Source organism: Pseudoalteromonas byunsanensis (assembly GCF_001854475.1).
GTDB lineage: Bacteria > Pseudomonadota > Gammaproteobacteria > Enterobacterales > Alteromonadaceae > Pseudoalteromonas > Pseudoalteromonas byunsanensis.
Genome location: NZ_MNAN01000026.1, coordinates 513057 through 530412, shown reverse-complemented (window position 1 = coordinate 530412; position 17356 = coordinate 513057). Strand labels below are relative to the sequence as shown.

Annotated in this window: 10 protein-coding genes and 4 tRNA genes; 11 read left to right on the top strand and 3 right to left on the bottom strand. The window is 42.7% G+C overall.

The features are described from left to right. Positions 1-84: 84 nt before the first annotated feature. The 5 genes from BIW53_RS05950 to BIW53_RS05930 all read left to right on the top strand — a co-directional run bounded on the left by BIW53_RS05950 (position 85) and on the right by BIW53_RS05930 (position 1840). Positions 85-160, top strand: a tRNA-Lys gene (locus BIW53_RS05950). Positions 161-309: 149 nt separating this feature from the next. Further along, positions 310-385, top strand: a tRNA-Lys gene (locus BIW53_RS05945). A 25-nt stretch (positions 386-410) separates the two neighbouring features. Then, positions 411-486 (top strand) — tRNA-Lys (locus tag BIW53_RS05940). A gap of 128 nt (positions 487-614) precedes the next feature. After that, a complete protein-coding gene (gene nadA, locus BIW53_RS05935; protein ID WP_070990963.1) occupies positions 615-1655 on the top strand; it encodes a quinolinate synthase NadA in 1041 nt (346 codons plus the stop codon). Positions 1656-1750: 95 nt separating this feature from the next. Next, positions 1751-1840, top strand: a tRNA-Ser gene (locus BIW53_RS05930). Positions 1841-1919: 79 nt separating this feature from the next. On the opposite strand, the gene BIW53_RS05925 is transcribed toward BIW53_RS05930, so the two are convergent. Then, positions 1920-2501: a TetR/AcrR family transcriptional regulator gene (locus BIW53_RS05925; RefSeq protein WP_070990941.1), complete on the bottom strand. Its 582-nt coding sequence runs from the start codon at positions 2499-2501 to the stop codon at positions 1920-1922. 142 nt (positions 2502-2643) lie between these two features. Between BIW53_RS05925 and BIW53_RS05920 the strand changes: the two genes are divergently transcribed. The 5 genes from BIW53_RS05920 (at position 2644) to recD (ending at position 13721) form a co-directional block, all read left to right on the top strand. Beyond that, complete coding sequence (locus tag BIW53_RS05920) at positions 2644-3687, top strand: alkene reductase (RefSeq protein WP_070990940.1); 1044 nt, start codon at positions 2644-2646, stop codon at positions 3685-3687. 210 nt (positions 3688-3897) lie between these two features. Next, the gene (locus BIW53_RS05915) at positions 3898-4923 is read left to right on the top strand and encodes a GGDEF domain-containing protein (RefSeq protein WP_070990939.1); all 1026 of its coding nucleotides are present in this window, start codon (positions 3898-3900) and stop codon (positions 4921-4923) included. Positions 4924-5030: 107 nt separating this feature from the next. Then, complete coding sequence (recC, locus tag BIW53_RS05910) at positions 5031-8294, top strand: exodeoxyribonuclease V subunit gamma (protein WP_070990938.1); 3264 nt, start codon at positions 5031-5033, stop codon at positions 8292-8294. Next, positions 8281-11829, top strand: a complete 3549-nt coding sequence (gene recB, locus BIW53_RS05905) for an exodeoxyribonuclease V subunit beta (protein WP_070990937.1) — start codon at positions 8281-8283, stop codon at positions 11827-11829. The genes recC and recB overlap by 14 nt, the downstream gene beginning before the upstream one ends. Then, the gene (recD, locus tag BIW53_RS05900) at positions 11826-13721 is read left to right on the top strand and encodes an exodeoxyribonuclease V subunit alpha (RefSeq protein ID WP_070990936.1); all 1896 of its coding nucleotides are present in this window, start codon (positions 11826-11828) and stop codon (positions 13719-13721) included. The genes recB and recD overlap by 4 nt, the downstream gene beginning before the upstream one ends. A gap of 159 nt (positions 13722-13880) precedes the next feature. Here recD and BIW53_RS05895 read toward each other — a convergent pair whose 3' ends face one another. Next, a complete protein-coding gene (locus BIW53_RS05895; RefSeq protein ID WP_070990935.1) occupies positions 13881-15170 on the bottom strand; it encodes an amidohydrolase in 1290 nt (429 codons plus the stop codon). A 155-nt stretch (positions 15171-15325) separates the two neighbouring features. On the opposite strand from BIW53_RS05895, the gene BIW53_RS05890 reads away from it, so the two are divergent. Next, positions 15326-15835 (top strand): Mpo1 family 2-hydroxy fatty acid dioxygenase, encoded by a 510-nt coding sequence (locus BIW53_RS05890; protein ID WP_070990934.1) that lies wholly within the window; start codon positions 15326-15328, stop codon positions 15833-15835. Positions 15836-15874: 39 nt separating this feature from the next. Here BIW53_RS05890 and BIW53_RS05885 read toward each other — a convergent pair whose 3' ends face one another. Then, positions 15875-16831 (bottom strand): FHA domain-containing protein, encoded by a 957-nt coding sequence (locus BIW53_RS05885; protein WP_070990933.1) that lies wholly within the window; start codon positions 16829-16831, stop codon positions 15875-15877. Positions 16832-17356: the final 525 nt, after the last annotated feature.

The window sequence follows — 17356 nt, the reverse complement described above, 5'->3', positions numbered from 1 at the left end:
AGAGCAGTGGACTTTTAATCCATTGGTCGATGGTTCAAGTCCATCATGACCCACCATTTACAAAATCAGTTTTGAATCCAGAGCGGGTCATTAGCTCAGTTGGTAGAGCAGTGGACTTTTAATCCATTGGTCGATGGTTCAAGTCCATCATGACCCACCATTCAAAACCTATTCTCATTTTTGAGCGAGTCATTAGCTCAGTTGGGTGAACAACAACCGAAACGCAGTTTCGCAGTGTTGAGAACGTGAGTCAGGACGACGAGCCGCAGCCAAGCTTCAGGAAGAATAAATGGCACTTTTACTCAGAGCGGGTCATTAGCTCAGTTGGTAGAGCAGTGGACTTTTAATCCATTGGTCGATGGTTCAAGTCCATCATGACCCACCACTTATTTTGTAAATGTTATCCGAGCGGGTCATTAGCTCAGTTGGTAGAGCAGTGGACTTTTAATCCATTGGTCGATGGTTCAAGTCCATCATGACCCACCACTCCTTAAATATCCTCTTCTTAATATATTCTTAATTATTCTGTCTTATAGCCGTCATTGACTAGGATTCTTGCGCTCATTTACGTATAATTCGCTGCAATTATGCAATATGACTACAGTGGTCGAAAAATGAGTTTAGCTGAACAAATCATGCCTGAGGATTATATTTTTCCTCCAAAGCCTGCCCCTTTGTCTGATGACGAGAAGCTGGCATATAAAGCGCGCATTAAATCTTTGTTAAAAGAGAAAAATGCCGTATTGGTTGCTCACTATTATACCGATCCAGAGATTCAAGCGTTGGCTGAAGAAACTGGTGGATGTGTGGCTGATTCATTAGAAATGGCGCGTTTTGGTGCCAAGCACGATGCAGATGTGATTGTTGTCGCTGGCGTGCGCTTTATGGGTGAAACGGCAAAAATCTTAACACCAAATAAAACGGTGGTGATGCCAACACTGGCAGCAACTTGTTCGCTGGACGTTGGTTGCCCTATCGATGAATTTTCGGCATTCTGTGATCAACACCCAGATAGAAAAGTTGTGGTTTACGCTAACACATCGACAGCAGTTAAAGCTCGAGCCGATTGGATTGTAACTTCATCGTGTGCGCTTGAGATTGTTGAGCATTTGGATGAACAAGGTGAGAAAATCATCTGGGGCCCCGATAAACACTTGGGTTCGTACATCCAAAAGAAAACGGGCGCTGATATGATTATGTGGAACGGTGCCTGTATCGTTCATGATGAGTTTAAAACCAAAGCATTAAAAGATATGAAAGCGCTGCATCCAGATGCCGCAGTGCTGGTACACCCAGAATCACCCGCTGAAATAGTAGAGCTTGCCGATGCGGTAGGTTCCACCAGCCAGTTGATTAAAGCCGCACAAACTATGGAAAACAACAAGTTTATAGTGGCTACTGATCGCGGCATATTCTATAAAATGCAGCAGCTGTGCCCTGAGAAAGAGTTCTTTGAAGCACCAACTGCTGGAGAGGGAGCAACTTGTAAAAGTTGTGCGCATTGCCCGTGGATGGCAATGAATGGCTTAAAAGCGATAGAAGAAGCGCTTGTTGACCCGCAAGGTAAAGAAGTGTTTGTGGATATGGATTTACGTGAAGGAGCATTACGCTCACTTAATCGTATGTTGGATTTTTCAGCAAACTTGCAAAGATAATGCTCGTTAGTTGAGCAACTAATTACTTAGAGCCAAAAACTGCTTGCTAAAGTGCGTTGCTTTTCATAGTATTAGCCCCGCACTTTAGGTGCGACGGAGAGGTGGCTGAGTGGCTGAAGGCGCACGACTGGAACTCGTGTATAGGCTAACCCCTATCGAGGGTTCGAATCCCTCCCTCTCCGCCATGTTTTAGTGTTACAACAGAATGACGAAAAAAAGCGCTCACAGGCGCTTTTTTTTATGCTTGAATTTTGGCTTTAAGGCTTATCTAAGTACATATTCCAACAGCTGTTCGCTGAGGCGATTGAGTGCTTGTGTATCGTTGCCTGTACTGGCATAGGTTCGCAAACCATAAATACCCATCACTAGGAATTGAGCACGCTCTTTTGCGCTAGGTTTAGAACTAATTTCACCTTTTTTCATCGCTTTATTTAAAACATCTTCCAATGAACGTTCAAAGGCACTTAGGTTATTTGAAAGTACTTGAGTGACTTCATCATCTTGCCCATCGACCTCAGAAAGGGTTCTAGTGAGCAAGCATACCTTGGTCGCTTCATTGCTTGCACAAGGGTGTGCAATGTCGGTTAAAAATGCTTGTAATGCAGACTTTATGTTGTCGTGACTTGCGCACAGCTGCGCAAATTGCGCGTTCTTATCTTTTTGATACTGTTCAACAGACGCCAGCAATAGTCCTTTTTTATTGTTAAACGCACAGTAAATAGACCCAGGGTGCAATCCCGTGGCTTGCGTTAGTTTTTGCATACTCGTCTTGCTGTAACCATGCTGCATAAAGGCCGTCATGGCTTGACGTAATACATGTTCTTTGTCGAATTCAGCACTTCTCATAGGGGCGTGTAATCTAGCTTGGGTCCTCAAATGGTAACCTAATTTGATTGGCTATTCAAAAATAGTTCTTGAACACTCATTCAAGTATGTGTAATCTTGAACGCACATTCAAGATTACTGCTAAGCATATCAGAGAGGAACTATGACACCAATTTTATTTGAGCCATTAAAACTTAACGACACACTGACTTTAAGCAATCGCATTCTAATGGCTCCTTTGACACGTTGTATGGCAGATGATGAACTGGTCCCAACACAGGCAATGGCGGCTTACTATGCACGCAGAGCGGACTCAGGTTTAATTATCAGCGAAGCAACAATTATCCGCCCCGATGCTCAGGGTTACCCAAACACACCCGGGTTATTCACTCAGGCACAGATTGACGGTTGGAAAAATGTGACAACCGCGGTTCACAATGCAGGAGGTAAGATTTTTGCCCAGTTATGGCACGTGGGTCGTGTAGCCCATCCGTATTTCTTTGGTGAGGGCGATGTATTAGCACCATCGGCGATTGGCATAGAAGGCACGGTACCAAGAATGCGTGACTTAAGTTATCAAACACCAAAAGCTGCGACAGTTGAAGATATTAAACAGTTAGTTGCGGATTATGCACAGGCTGCTAAAAACGCTATTGAAGCTGGTTTCGATGGGGTGGAGATCCACGGTGCAAACGGTTATCTAATCGATCAGTTTTTGCATTATGCAGCCAATCAGCGTCAAGATGAATATGGCGAAACGCCTGAAAATATGTCACGTTTTGCACTAGAAGTCGTTGATGCAGTCGTCGCGGCGATAGGTGGTGAGCGTGTTGGTTTACGCCTATCACCAGGCGCATACTTCAATATGGAACCTGACACACGCGACGCGCAAGTATTCGATTATTTACTTGAGCAACTCAATACCCGAGAGCTAGCATTTATACACGTGGGTATTTTTGACGATAGCATGGAGTTTGAGCACCTCGGTGGTCGCGTGTCGGACTATATGCGCAAGCACTACAAAGGCACCCTTGTTGGTGTTGGCGGCTTTACCCCAGATACCGCGCAACAGGCTCTTTGTGAGAAGCGGTTTGACTTAGTGGCGATAGGGCGTCCATTTATTGCTAATCCAGACTATGTTAGCAGAGTAAAAAACAAGCAAGAACTTGCACAGTACAGTGAAGAGATGTTGGCTGAACTGGTTTAGCAAATCAAAGCTGATTAGGTGTTTGAAGAGGGAGGCGAATGTCTGCCTCTTTAATTTTTGTAAAACGAATACTTTAAAAAACAAAGCTGACTTAACATCAGCAAGCGCAAAAAATATGTCTATACTTGCCTTATGTCTAATTTGAGTTAACTCCAACTTAAACTAGTGATTAAACACGACGATTAAGTCGCCTAAGCTTTAGGGCAAACCATGCAAGAAGAGCTACTTCACTCTGTTGTTAAACTAACCAAAACCCGTGATGTTGACTCACTAGAGTCAAGCTTACTGTCTACTATCCATGAGTTTATAGGTTGTCAACAGGTATCAATTTACAAGTCCACAGCAGTAAAAACAGGGCTTGTGGTGGAATGTAGCTTAGGCCTTGAGGTTATCGACCAAAAACAATATTGCTGGAAAGAATCAGAGATAATAGAAAAGCCAAGTTCAGAGCTTTTATCTTGTTTAAATTCAGCCTGTATCATCGCTATTCAAAGCCATGATGGTGTTGAAAAAAGATGGATCCCAATTACATTATCGGATCAACCCATAGGTGCCATTACTATAGTTAGTCAGGCGCTAAGCAGTGCAGATCAGGTGCTGCTCAATGCATTTTGTTGTATTTATGAGAACTACCTCACCATTCTTCATGAAAACGAACGAGACAAACTAACTGGATTATTAAATCGACAGACTTTTGATAAAAAATTAAAGCAGCTAATAGAAAAGCAAGTCGTAAAGCATCACAAAACCCTTAAATCTAATAAAGATAGATTAGAGCACAAAGAGAGCGTTTCGTGGTTAGCGATGTTGGATATAGATCACTTCAAGCAGGTAAATGACAGTTACGGCCATGTATGTGGAGATGAGGTGCTATTGATATTGGCACAGACCATGGAGCGCTTTTTTAGTCCAACCGACTTGTTATTTCGTTTTGGAGGTGAGGAGTTTGTGTTGGTGTTTGAACCGGTCACCTTTGAAGAAATTGAAAGCCTACTCAGTGATTTTGTTGCCTTAGTACGGCGCACAAAGTTTCCGTTTGTCGATAAACTCACGGTCAGTATCGGGGTTTCAAAAGTGGGGCCTTATGATTTCCCAATCCATGTGCTGGAAAATGCTGATAGGGCTTTGTATGCTGCAAAGGACAATGGTCGTGACCAAATTTGTTTCTTTGATAGCCTCACTCATTGTCCTGAGCAACCAAAAGGAAATGAAGACGATGGAGTGGACTTGTTTTGAGTCTATCTTCAAGCTATTAAATATCTTACACTGTTAGGTGCATATAAAAACTCAAATTCAGCTGGTTCATCCGGTTATTCTGGTTGTAAATAGCTCGGAAATACATAATGTTGCACATCATTCAATCTAACCGCATGGAAGTTCTACAGGCGCAGTTTCATACTCTGCTCAAAAGTGCGCCATTGAGTTCACCCTTTAGTAAAGAGGTGGTGTTGGTACAATCACCTGGGATGTCGCAGTGGCTGAAAATAGGCCTTAGTGAGGCGCTGGGAATAGCAGCACAAGTTGACTTTCCATTACCTTCTAGTTTTATTTGGAGACTGTATCAACAGTTTTTGCCTGATGTGCCCTCAGAGTCACCTTACAACAAGGCTAATATGACTTGGAAATTGGTGAGCATCTTGCCTACTTGTTTGCATGATCCACGTTATGTGCAGTTGCAACAATACTTACAACAAGACTCAGATGGTCTAAAACTGTTTGCGCTTTGTGAAAAAATTGCCGATGTGTATGACCAATACTTAATGTATCGACCACATTGGATAGCGCTATGGGATAGTGGGGTGGACGAGCTAGAAGATGTTGATGTGTCTATTGCAGCTTGGCAGCCTGACCTTTGGCGACGTTTGGTAAAGCATACACAGTCACTCGGGCAAAGTGATTATCATCGCGCCAATATGCATCAATTACTAGTTAGTGAATTAGAACATGCAGATGCAAGCACATTACCAGAGCGAGTATGTATTTTCGGCTTATCAGCCATGGCATCAAGCCAGTTAGAAATATTCCAAGCACTCGCTAAAAAAACCACGGTACTGCTGTTCTTTTGTAACCCCAGTGAGCATTATTGGGGGGATTTAGTGGATGAAAAAACGCAAGCTAAAATTGCTGCCAAGTATATTAAAATGCCAGAAGTTGAGGCTCAGCAGGAGCAACAAGACTACTATTTTATTGGTAATCCACTGCTATCATCTTGGGGTAAATTGGGACGTGATTATTTTGAGCAACTGGTGCAAGTCGATGCACAATGGATAGATGGTTTTGTTGATGATTTTGACGATACATTACTTGGTAAAATTCAGCAGGAGATATATCAGCTCGCATTCAAGGGAAAGTCATTAACTCCTGATAAACAATGGTTTATCAGTGAGCAAGGAAAGTTGCCAGTTGAGCTAAGTGATAGATCGGTTCAGCTTCAAGATTGTCATACGCCGCTTCGCGAAGTCGAATGTTTGCATGACCATCTACTGAGGTTGTTTCATGCCGACCCAAGCCTGACGCCTAAAGATATTATCGTGATGATGCCCGATGTAGGCGCATACAGCCCCTACATCGAGGCGGTATTTGGCTCTGCTACTTCGCAACGTTACATTCCGTATGCATTGGCCGACCTCTCCATAGAACAAGAAAAACCAATTCTAAGTTCATTTGTCAGTTTGGTGAATTTGCCGTTTAGTCGTTTTGGTGTGTCAGACATACTTGATTTATTAGCTGTGACGCCTATCGCAAGTCAATTTAATGTTGAAGAACATGAGTTTACTCAACTGAAATATTGGCTAGAACGTGTAGGCGTAAAATGGGGGCTGGATGCAAATCATAAGTTGGATCATGACTTACCTGCACTGCCATTAAATACATGGCAACATGGCTTGAATCGCTTATTACTTGGGATTGCCTCAAGCGATGAGCAAAATGATTATAATGACATTTTCCCAGCAGATCTGGTTGAGGGGATGGCAGTAAATAGTTTGAGTAAGTTGCTCCACTTTGTCAGCACACTGGAGCTTTTTAAGCACAAGCTCAATAAAGAGGCACGTTTATACGATAAAGCTCAATTACTTCGACAAATGATAGCGCAGTTCTATGACGCGCAAACCGAACAGAGTTGGGATCTGCTTACTCTTGAACGTGTGATTGATGATTTGCAAAAGCATGACGACAATTTGGACATGCAATCACCTATTTCGGCGAGAGTTTTGAGTTATCTGGTGAAGCAAGGGGTGCAGGAAAAAGGAGTTGGGCAAAGGTTTTTAGTCGGACCCGTTAACTTTTGTACATTGATGCCTATGCGTGCAGTACCTTTCAAGGTTGTATGCTTACTCGGGCTTAATGATGCTGATTACCCAAGAACTGTACAACCCATTGGCTTTGATTTGGTTCCCCATTCTAAACGGCAAAAAGGTGACCGGTCACGAAAATTTGATGACCGCTATTTGTTTCTTGAAGCGTTGCTAAGCGCAAGGGAGCACCTTTATCTGAGTTATATTGGACGTTCGTGTTTTAATAATGAACCACAGATGCCGTCGATTTTGGTGAGCGAGTTGATGGAATATGTTGACCGCAGTTTTTGTTATTCAGATCCCAATCTAAAGCCATCGGAGCAACTCTTAGAGCAGGCATCGCTGCAGCCGTTTAACCCCCAAAATTATGATGAACATAGTGCGCTACAAAGTTTCAACCCTACTTGGTTGGTAGAAGATAGTGAAATTGTGCAACCCCCCGCGACAGCGCTTGAGATAGATAGCGACCTTGAAATTGATATTTCTCAGTTTATTTTTACCGTGCTCAATCCTCAAAAAGCATTTTATACCCAAACACTTGGTTTGAGATTGCATGAGCAGACCTTGGTAGATAAAGATGAAGAACCATTTTTACTCGATACTTTAGAGCGTTACTTCTATCTTGATGAGTTGTTAGAGTGTCAGCTTAGAGGTGATACGGTTAACTTAAAACAAATGGTACAACGAGGCAATTTACCTCAAGCGGCGGTAGGGGAAATTCAGTTGGCGAAAATGCAACAACGTGTTCAGCCCATGGTTGAGCAACTAAATACATACATTCGCCAACGAAGAGAACCGCTTGAAGTGCGCCTTAAAGTAGGAGAAAAAACGTTACTTGGTTGGTTGGATAAACTATATGACGACAAACAAATTTTTTACCGCAGTGCGAGTATTAAAGCCAAAGACAAGGTAAAAGGCTTTTTAATGCATTGTGTTGCGCAATGCACTCATCAAAGCGTACATACGCATATTTATGGGCTAGATGAGCGAGTTAGCTTTGCTCCAATTGAAGAGTCAATGGCACGTCAGCACTTGGCTAATTGGCTTGATTTTTATCAACAGTGTTTATCTAAGCCGATGCCATTTTTTGTCAGTACCGCATACGAGCTCATAGCGACCGCAGATATCAGCAAGGCCGCAGCAAAGTTTAATGGGGGTCAGTACATCGGATTTGGTGAAAGTGAAGACCCATATGTAGCGTTAGACTTTAGCGAATTAGATGAAGTGATAGAGCCGCTTCAAGCGATTGGCGACAATTTACTTAGAGATATTGTTGACTTAGCACAGGAGCAACGTTATGCAGACGCTTAAGCCCCAAAGTATGCCCTTAGTTGGCGCAAACCTCATCGAGGCGAGTGCTGGCACTGGGAAGACCTATACGATAACGGGTTTATATCTACGCTGTTTGCTAGGCCTACAAACTCCGCCACAGCAACAATCTCCATTGACCGTAGAACAAATATTGGTCGTAACATTCACAGAAGCTGCAACGCAAGAAATTAAAGACAGGGTACGCTCAAGAATTTTATTGGCCAGAGATACACTATTGGGTGCCCATTGCGATGATGTGCTGATCAACAGCGTATTATCGCAAGTTGAAGACTCACATCAGGCATTTACATTACTAGATGCGGCTGCAAAATCAATCGACGAAGCTGCGATTTTTACAATTCATGGTTTTTGCCAACGAATGCTCAAGCAGCACGCATTCGAATCAAATGTTGCGTTTAATCTTGAGTTTGTACTGGATGAATCGGAACTTATTCTAGAGGCTATCAAAGATCATTGGCGCAGTTTTGTTTACCCGTTAGATAAAGACACCACCCAAGCGGTGATAGAACACTTTGCAAGCCCTCAAGCGCTGGCAGGAAGTGTCATAAAGTTACTTAGCAAAGAGCAAGCACTGATCACACCAAGGCTTGATCTTAAAGACGTTTTTCAAGCGCGAGAAGCTTATCAGCAGCAAGCAAGTCGATTCAAACAATCATTGCTTGAGAGCGATTTTTTCACAGTGCTCTCGCAAAGTGCTTTGGCAAAAAATAAAGCGCCAGGGAGGGTTGCGAATATTGAAGCGCTGATAGCGTATTGTCAAAGCGAGGATTGGTATTTTGAGTTTGGTAGTGCCAAACATTCCTTTTCATTGTGGGGAGAGGCGTCGTTATCGAATACCAATAATTACAAAAAAGGCGGGGCTATCGTTGAGCACCCTTTGATAGCAAGTTTTGATGAGATGGCGAGATTACACGAAAAAGTCAGTAAGGGTATGCCGCTGGCTATTTTGCAATACAGTGTTGCGCAAGTACGTAAGTTGTTGCAAGCACATAAAGCTCAACATGGATTGATCAGCCCTGACGATTTGCTTAGCCAACTATATCGGGCGCTACAATCCGAGCAAGGTGTGGTATTAAGGCAGAAAATAGCGCAGTTATTTCCAATCGCAATGATTGATGAGTTTCAGGACACTGACCCTGTTCAATACGGCATTTTTGATGCAATTTATGGTGAAAACCCTGATACCACAATGACGATGATTGGTGACCCCAAACAGGCGATTTATGGATTTCGGGGTGCCGATATATTTACTTATATTCATGCTAAACAACAAGTAAATACACATAACCAGTATACCCTTGGTACCAATTTTCGCTCTGCAACGGGTATGGTCAATGCGGTCAATGCAATTTTTTCATGTCACGAACACAGCTTCATTTACAATCAAGCAATTCCGTTTGCAGGTGTAGCAGCAAAAGGTAAAAGTGCACAACACAGCTTTTCACGCACTTCAACGGAACAGACATCATTGGTGTTTAGTGTTTACACAGATGAGGCCGTTGTTACTAGTAAAACTCAGGCATTACCAGTATTAGCGCGCGCTTACGCTGACAAAATAGTGAACTTATTATTAGAAGCGCAGCGTGGAGAGGCGCGAATTGGCGAGCAAAGTGTAAAAGCAGGTGATATTTGTGTGCTCGTGCGGGATCGTAATGAAGCCAGCATGATCAAATCAGCGTTGGCGCAATGTGCAGTGCCCAGTGTTTACTTGGCCAGAGACAGTATATTTAGTCAGCCAATAGCCTATGCAATACTGAACTTTTTGGAGGTGTTGCACGGTAAGTATGATGAAGCAGCGCTGCGAGGTATTTTAGTAAGCCCATTGTTTGCTCTGAATTATCAACAGATTTACCAGCTTCGAACACAGGAGCAGCAGTGGCAAAGCTACCTTGACCAGTTCAGTCAATTGCACAAGTTATGGTCGAAGCAAGGTGCTATGGCAATGCTAGAGCAACTTTTAGTTCAGAATCGTTTGCCTGCACTATGGAAAGCCAAAGGCTACAACGTTGAACGCTGGTTGACTGACTATCGACATTTAGCAGAGTTATTGCAGCAAAAACAGATAGAGCTGGATGGTACTTTGCGGGTATTGCGGTGGTTTTCGGGTCAGTGCCAGCAAGCTCAGCAAGACAGTGCTCAAGTGCGCCTAGAAAGTGACGCAGATTTGGTAAAAATTGTTACGATGCACGCGTCAAAGGGGCTAGAGTATCCCATTGTTTATATGCCTTTTGCTAGTAGCTACAGAGAAACTACTGAAGCGGTATATCACAAAGATGGTAAGCTTATTTATAGCCTTGATGCTACAGAGGGTGAACAAGCTTTGGCGCAACAAGAGCGCTTGGCTGAAGATATCAGATTGTTATATGTTGCCTTGACTCGAGCAATCCATTTTTGCGATGTAGGATTGTTTAACATTGCAGCGGGGCGCAGTAAAAAGCCAGGTATTACGCAAACGGCAATAGGTTATGTACTGTTTGGTGATCAGACCTTTCAAGATGCGCAAAACTGGCACCAGAGGCTGCAAACTTTTTGTGATGGACAGGAGGATATAACACTAAGTTGGATATCTGCAGAAGATAGTGCGCCCAGTGTTATGAATACTCAGCATGTTGAGTCATCTAGCTTAGCAGTCAAGCCTGTGACAATAAAAATAGAGCGAGATTGGCGCGCCACCAGCTTCAGTCAGTTGAGCTATCACAGTCATTCAGATGAGCGACCAGCGGGTGCTTTAGATGAAAATCACCAACTTGATTTACCAGAACACATAGCTAGCGTTGCACAGCAAGTGTTTAATTCATACACTTTCCCAAAGGGTGCGAAGCCAGGTAGTTGTTTGCACGAAATTTTTGAATTGATTGACTTTTCTGATCCTCTAAATCCAGGTATAGAGCAGCTAGGGTTACATGAAGCTGTAGAGAAGAGTTTGACCAAATACCACATTGACGAGCAATGGCAAGAACCTGTTAAAGACTGGATCTTAGCTTGTTTAAAATGCCAGCTAGATTCAAATAATGAGCTTAGTCTGTGTCAGTTAAGCCCAGCCCAATGCTTGGTAGAAATGGAATTTCATCTACCACTTGAACCGCTCCAAGCAGGGCAATTGAACCGTTTGGTGAGTGAGATAACAGGGCAGCATAGTCAGCTTCAGTTTGAGCAAGTTAAAGGGTTACTTAAAGGGTTTATTGACTTGATTTTTGTTTACCAAGAGCGATATTACATTTTGGATTATAAGTCGAACTACTTGGGTGACAAGGCCAAAGATTACGATCACAGTAACCTACAGCTCGCAATGGACGCTCATCACTATCATTTACAGTACATGATCTATTCAGTCGCTTTGCATCGTCTCTTGTCTCAGAGACTGAGTAACTATGACCCTAACAAGCATTTGGGTGGCGTGTATTATCTATTCTTACGAGCACTCCCTGATGGGACTGGAGTGTACTTTAATCAGTTAACTATCGAGCAGTTATTAGAGCTTGACGCATTATTTACACAAGGTCGCCTGTTATGAGCCAGTTAGACCTATTCGACGACACTACACAAAACAACTTTGATCATAATGCGTTCATCGAGTTGCTCCTAAAAGAGTCGAGAATTCGCCACGCTGATGTGGCGTTAGCAAAATTGTTAAACAAGCAAATCATCGATGATATTTTCTATCTGATTTTACTGCTACTCAGAGCTGAGCAGCAGCAACATAGTTGTTTGGCATATGAAGATATAGACTGGCAAGACCCGTTTACGATACAGGCTCATTGTCAGGCTGACAGTACAGCTCCATGGCAAGAGGCAACACATCTTAAAGTCTGGCAAAAGTTGCAACGTCATCCAGCGGTTGGAGCAGACAAGCCGCTCACATTATTCGCGCAAAAACTGTATTTATCGCGTTTGGCAAATTATGAAGCGCTATTGGCGGAACGTTTCTTGGCAATGCAAAATCAGCACTTAGTGGTAGATGAAAGTCACTTAAGCACTTTGCTGGATGAATATTTTCCAACTCAGAACAAAGAAATGATTGACTGGCAAAAGGTCGCTTGTGCGATGGCAGCAACCAGAGGGTTTTGTGTGATCACAGGAGGCCCAGGAACAGGGAAAACGACAACCGTAACTAAATTGCTGGCCATTTTACAGTCGCTTTATATCAAGGCTCCTTTGACTATAAAGCTGGTGGCACCAACGGGTAAAGCCGCGGCGCGATTAAGCGAGTCAATATTGGGAGCAAAGGCAAAGCTTGAACTCAGTACGCAATTGAGTGAGTTGATCCCCGAACATGCACAAACAATTCATCGGTTATTAGGCGTTATTCCGCAAAGCAATCAATATCGTCACAATCAATATGATCCGCTTCATCTTGATTTATTGATCATAGATGAAGCATCCATGGTTGACTTATCCTTGCTTGCTAAGTTAGTACAAGCTCTGCCAAGCCATGCCCGGCTAATTTTGTTAGGGGATAAAGATCAACTCGCATCGGTTGATACAGGCAGTGTGCTTAGCGACTTGTGTCAGGAGCTGACATTGGGGACTCTGCCATGTTATAGCCAGGTTTTGTGTGACCGCTTAAATCGTCTTTGTTTTGCTTCTCAAGCAAAGTTGTTAGGGCAGGAAAGTGATTTTGCATTGAGTGACAGTGTGGCATTTTTGCAAAAAAGCCACCGCTTCGATAGTCAAAGTGGTATTGGCCAACTTGCATTGGCTGTAAATACCAATGACCGCAAACTCCTCACCCAGACTTTGCAACATGGTTATGAGGATATTTCAGTACGCCCTTTGAACAATGAACAGTATCAAAGTTTAATTCAGCGTGTAGCCGGGCACTATAGTCGCTACTTAACGCTAATGCATAATGGCGCATCAGCACAAGAAATTCATCATGCCTTTTTAGAATATCAGCTTTTGGCTGCGTTAAGAGAGGGCCCGTACGGTGTTGAGCAACTTAATAAACGTATAGAGCAGGCGCTATATGTGAGAAACCTTATTCAACCGATTAATCGACATTATGCCGGTCAGCCCATTATGATCATTGAGAATGACTATCAGTTAAAGTTATTTAACGGTGACATAGGCATCTTACTAATGGATGAGCAAATGCAGCTCAAAGCGACATTTATTGATGAGCAGGGAAGTTTGCGCTCATTTTATCCGGCTCGCTTACCAAGGCATGAAAATGTCTATGCGATGACCATACACAAGTCCCAAGGCTCGGAGTTTGCAAATACCGCAATGATCTTGCCGCCTGTGCAACGAGCTTCAGCGGGTATTAATCGACAGTTACTGTACACAGGAATTACAAGAGCGAAGCAATATTTCGAACTTGTGGCGCAAGAACAAGTGTTATTGAATGCTATGGGTCGATCTGTATCGCGGTGTTCAGGTATGAGAGAAAGGTTAATGAGAAATTAACAAGTTGGTGTTGTCTTGAATTTTTTGTAAATTAACCTATAGTTTTTAAGGTAAGTTTTGCACATTGAACCGGTGCAAATTCTTACCTTCCCTAAGTACTCCACTGCCCAGTGGTCAGCACGCCGCCGCAATAACTTGTGGCGGCTTTTTACCTTTTGCTTAGTGTTTGTCTAGGTAGTCATTTACTAAGCTAGTCAGGGTCGATACCCCAACCGCTAGTGCACTTTCGTCGACGTAAAAATTAGGGGAGTGATTACTGGCAACCTCACTAAGTGGTTTATCCTTGGGTGTAACACCGAGCATTAGGAATAATCCTGGGGTTTGTAGTGCATAATATGAAAAATCTTCAGCACCTGTGATCAAGTCCAGTTCCTTAAGGTTATCTTTACCGACAAGGCCTTCAAGCGTTGGTAGCATCATTTGTGTTAGGTCGGGGTCGTTGATAGTGACAGGATAGCCAGCATCAATATGTGTGATAGCTTGTGCGCCAGCAGATTGTGCCACCAGTGATGCCGTGTTTTGCAAGCGGGTCTTAATATCCGCACGCATAGCTTGATCAAAACTTCTGATGGTGCCAATTAACTCGACTTCATTTGGGATAATGTTCGAACGTATACCACCGTTAATCGCACCAAAAGAAAGCACTGATGGGGCTTTAGTTACATCTATTTGTCGTGATGCAATGGTTTGTGCAGACATAATGATTTGTGCCGCAGTAACAATCGGGTCAACACCGTTCCATGGTCTGGAGCCATGGGTTTGTTTGCCTTTGACGGTAATTGCAAATGAGTCTTCACTGGCCATCATTGGACCACTGCGGTAACCAATTTGGCCCACCTTTAAGTGGCTTGTAGAATGCAGGCCAAAAATTGCTTCAGGCTTTTGTTTTGAAAACAAACCTTCTTTGAGCATTAGTTCTGCTCCACCTTCTTCGCCATCCGGTGCACCTTCTTCAGCAGGTTGAAAGATAAACAGCACTGAGCCTGCAAGTTGTGCTTGTTGTTGCTTTAGCACCGCTGCGGCCCCCATCAACATAGCAACATGGGTATCATGGCCGCAGGCATGCATGACGCCAACTTCCGTTCCTCTGTATTGAGCCGTTTGTTTGGAGGCAAAAGGGAGGTCGACTTGCTCAGTAACAGGCAGAGCATCCATATCTGCACGCAGTGCCACTAGCGGACCTGGTTTGCCTCCAATGAGTTTAGCAACCACACCAGTGTGAGCGATACCTGTTTCTACCTCAAGGCCAAGGGAGCGTAAGTGTTCGGCAATATACTTTGCGGTTTTAAATTCTCTGTTACTCAGCTCTGGGTATTGGTGAAGATGGCGACGCCACTCGATAACCTTTTCATCTATTTTTTCAAGTCCGATAGAAGCATTTGGTTCGGCGACACTAAAGAAGCTCAGAGGTAAGCTCAAACAAGTTGCCAAGACGGTGAGAATGCGCATGAAAGACGTCCTTATTATTAATTTTTATTATATTTTGGCTAGCCTAACCCAGTCCTTACCTTTATACCATTGCTTTGAGATAAAGGCATAAATTGACAATATTTAACCAATGTGGTTTAACAAGTTAAAGTAAATACTTTAACTTGGCGGTCGTAATGAAAAACTTAGAACAACAATTGGTCACCTATGCAAGATATCACCGCGATAGGCGCAATATTGCCACGCATTTTTTTGGCGTTCCATTAATTGTCTTTGCAGTTGCTTGGTTACTTTACATCCCCATCGCTCAGGTGAGCACTATAATGTTGACTCCAACTTTAGTCATCGCGGTGCTTTTGTGTATATATTACTTACGCTTAAATTATCGCTTGGGAGCCTTGATGTCGCTATTGCTAGCATTGTTTTACACTGGAGCGAAAAACATCTACCTCAATTGGCCGATAGATCATATTTGGTATTATATTGGCGGCGCAGCGGTATTTTTTGTGGGCTGGGTGATTCAGTTTATTGGTCATTACTATGAAGGTAAAAAACCAGCGTTTATTGATGATTTAAGGGGGTTGGTGACGGGCCCATTATTTGTAGTGGTCGAGTTATTGTTCATGATTGGGCTATACAAATCACTTGAACAAACAATTATATCCCAAGCAGGGGAGTATCGTTAGACTGGGCATGACCACCCAGTCTATTTCCATTATAAATTATTACAAAGAGATACGAGTTTCAAGTTTATGGCCTTTGATGATGGTTATATCTTGACTGTTGAGGCGTAACTTACCGTTATTTGTTTCAATCAGATAACTAAGCTCTGGAAAATCTTCTCCTCCCGCGTCGGTTAATTGTTTACGAGCACGGTGAACCATTATGTTCATGTGGTTCATTTGTACACCTAGTGCTTTGATCAAGTCTTCACGATAAATCCAACCTTGTTGATCTAACTCCACGCCATCGTCTTTGTCTTGGATGCGCAGGCGAGCCAATAGTAACAACAAGTAGTGGTGACTACGGATACCCAAATCGATCAGGTTGCCGTTGAGCGTAACGGATAGTTGAGTGGCTTCTTCATCTTGACTAACAGAAAAGGATAAACCGCACGGCTTTACAACGGGTTGACTGTCTAGGTGCTTGGTCATAGCAGCGGTACCTGCAGAATAAAAAACCCACTGATTATTGAAAATACTAACTAAACCACCGTCAATAAGTGCTTGGCGGTCGTTAGAATTAAGGTCTTCTAAGAACCAATAGTTAAGCATTTTATCAAAGTAGATAATATGTGTTGGATTTTCTTCATCAGGAAGCAGTAATTGATCTGAAACTTCAATAACCTGCTGGTCATCAGATTGAGACACTAGATACTGACATTCAGCGTTTAAGTTACCTACGACAAAAGAATTTTGTCCAGGAGCGGCAAAATCTAGCTTGTCGTTTTCAGACAATTGATACGGTAGGTTTTTATCAATCTTTTTATCGTTAAGCCAAATTCCATTGGTGCTCACGTCTCTTATGAGCCACTTACCTTGGGCAAGCTCAATGATAGCGTGATGGCGTGAAACGCCTGGCTGGTCAATCAATGTATCGACATTAAATTTATAACGGCCGATCGTATGATAGCTTTTCAAATATACTTTTGTGAGTTTATGTTCATCAATAAGATAAGCCATGAATATGTCCTTACATTACCATTTACTGTTGTCATTAAGCGCGACACAAGTTTAACAAGCTCAGATCCCTTTGTAATTTTAACTGCGCTATTTATCAATACAAAAGTCGTTTTAACTTGAATTTTGGTTAGTTCAACGGGCCCAAAAAATGGGTTGCAAAATACCAGATACAACTTCAAACCATTGTGAGAAAAAATCAACGTCAGTTATTTTCTGAGAGTTAAAATTTATTGGCTAAAAATCTATTTTAATCTTTACATTAAATAGTTTAGAGAATTTAGGCTAGCTCGCCAATTACACGGTATTACATACGTTGTTTAATTCCGTCTTGAGCATTATTGCAGGTTGGGCCATCTTTTAAAACACAATTTGACTTGTCATTTGCGAGGGTAAAATGGGCGAGTTCAGAAAAATGAATACGGTAAAACTAGCTGGAGTATATAACTTTTGTGACTACTTTGCCCGCAGAGCACCATAGGTGATCTTAAAGGATGTTGATATCGAGCACACATTATACATGATGAT

Coding starts and splice junctions, on each gene's coding strand:
- recC (WP_070990938.1), top strand. CDS start 5,031: ATGTTGCACATCATTCAATCTAACCGCATGGAAGTTCTACAGGCGCAG.
- recD (WP_070990936.1), top strand. CDS start 11,826: ATGAGCCAGTTAGACCTATTCGACGACACTACACAAAACAACTTTGAT.
- recB (WP_070990937.1), top strand. CDS start 8,281: ATGCAGACGCTTAAGCCCCAAAGTATGCCCTTAGTTGGCGCAAACCTC.
- BIW53_RS05925 (WP_070990941.1), bottom strand. CDS start 2,501: ATGAGAAGTGCTGAATTCGACAAAGAACATGTATTACGTCAAGCCATG.
- BIW53_RS05885 (WP_070990933.1), bottom strand. CDS start 16,831: ATGGCTTATCTTATTGATGAACATAAACTCACAAAAGTATATTTGAAA.
- BIW53_RS05915 (WP_070990939.1), top strand. CDS start 3,898: ATGCAAGAAGAGCTACTTCACTCTGTTGTTAAACTAACCAAAACCCGT.
- BIW53_RS05890 (WP_070990934.1), top strand. CDS start 15,326: ATGAAAAACTTAGAACAACAATTGGTCACCTATGCAAGATATCACCGC.
- nadA (WP_070990963.1), top strand. CDS start 615: ATGAGTTTAGCTGAACAAATCATGCCTGAGGATTATATTTTTCCTCCA.
- BIW53_RS05920 (WP_070990940.1), top strand. CDS start 2,644: ATGACACCAATTTTATTTGAGCCATTAAAACTTAACGACACACTGACT.
- BIW53_RS05895 (WP_070990935.1), bottom strand. CDS start 15,170: ATGCGCATTCTCACCGTCTTGGCAACTTGTTTGAGCTTACCTCTGAGC.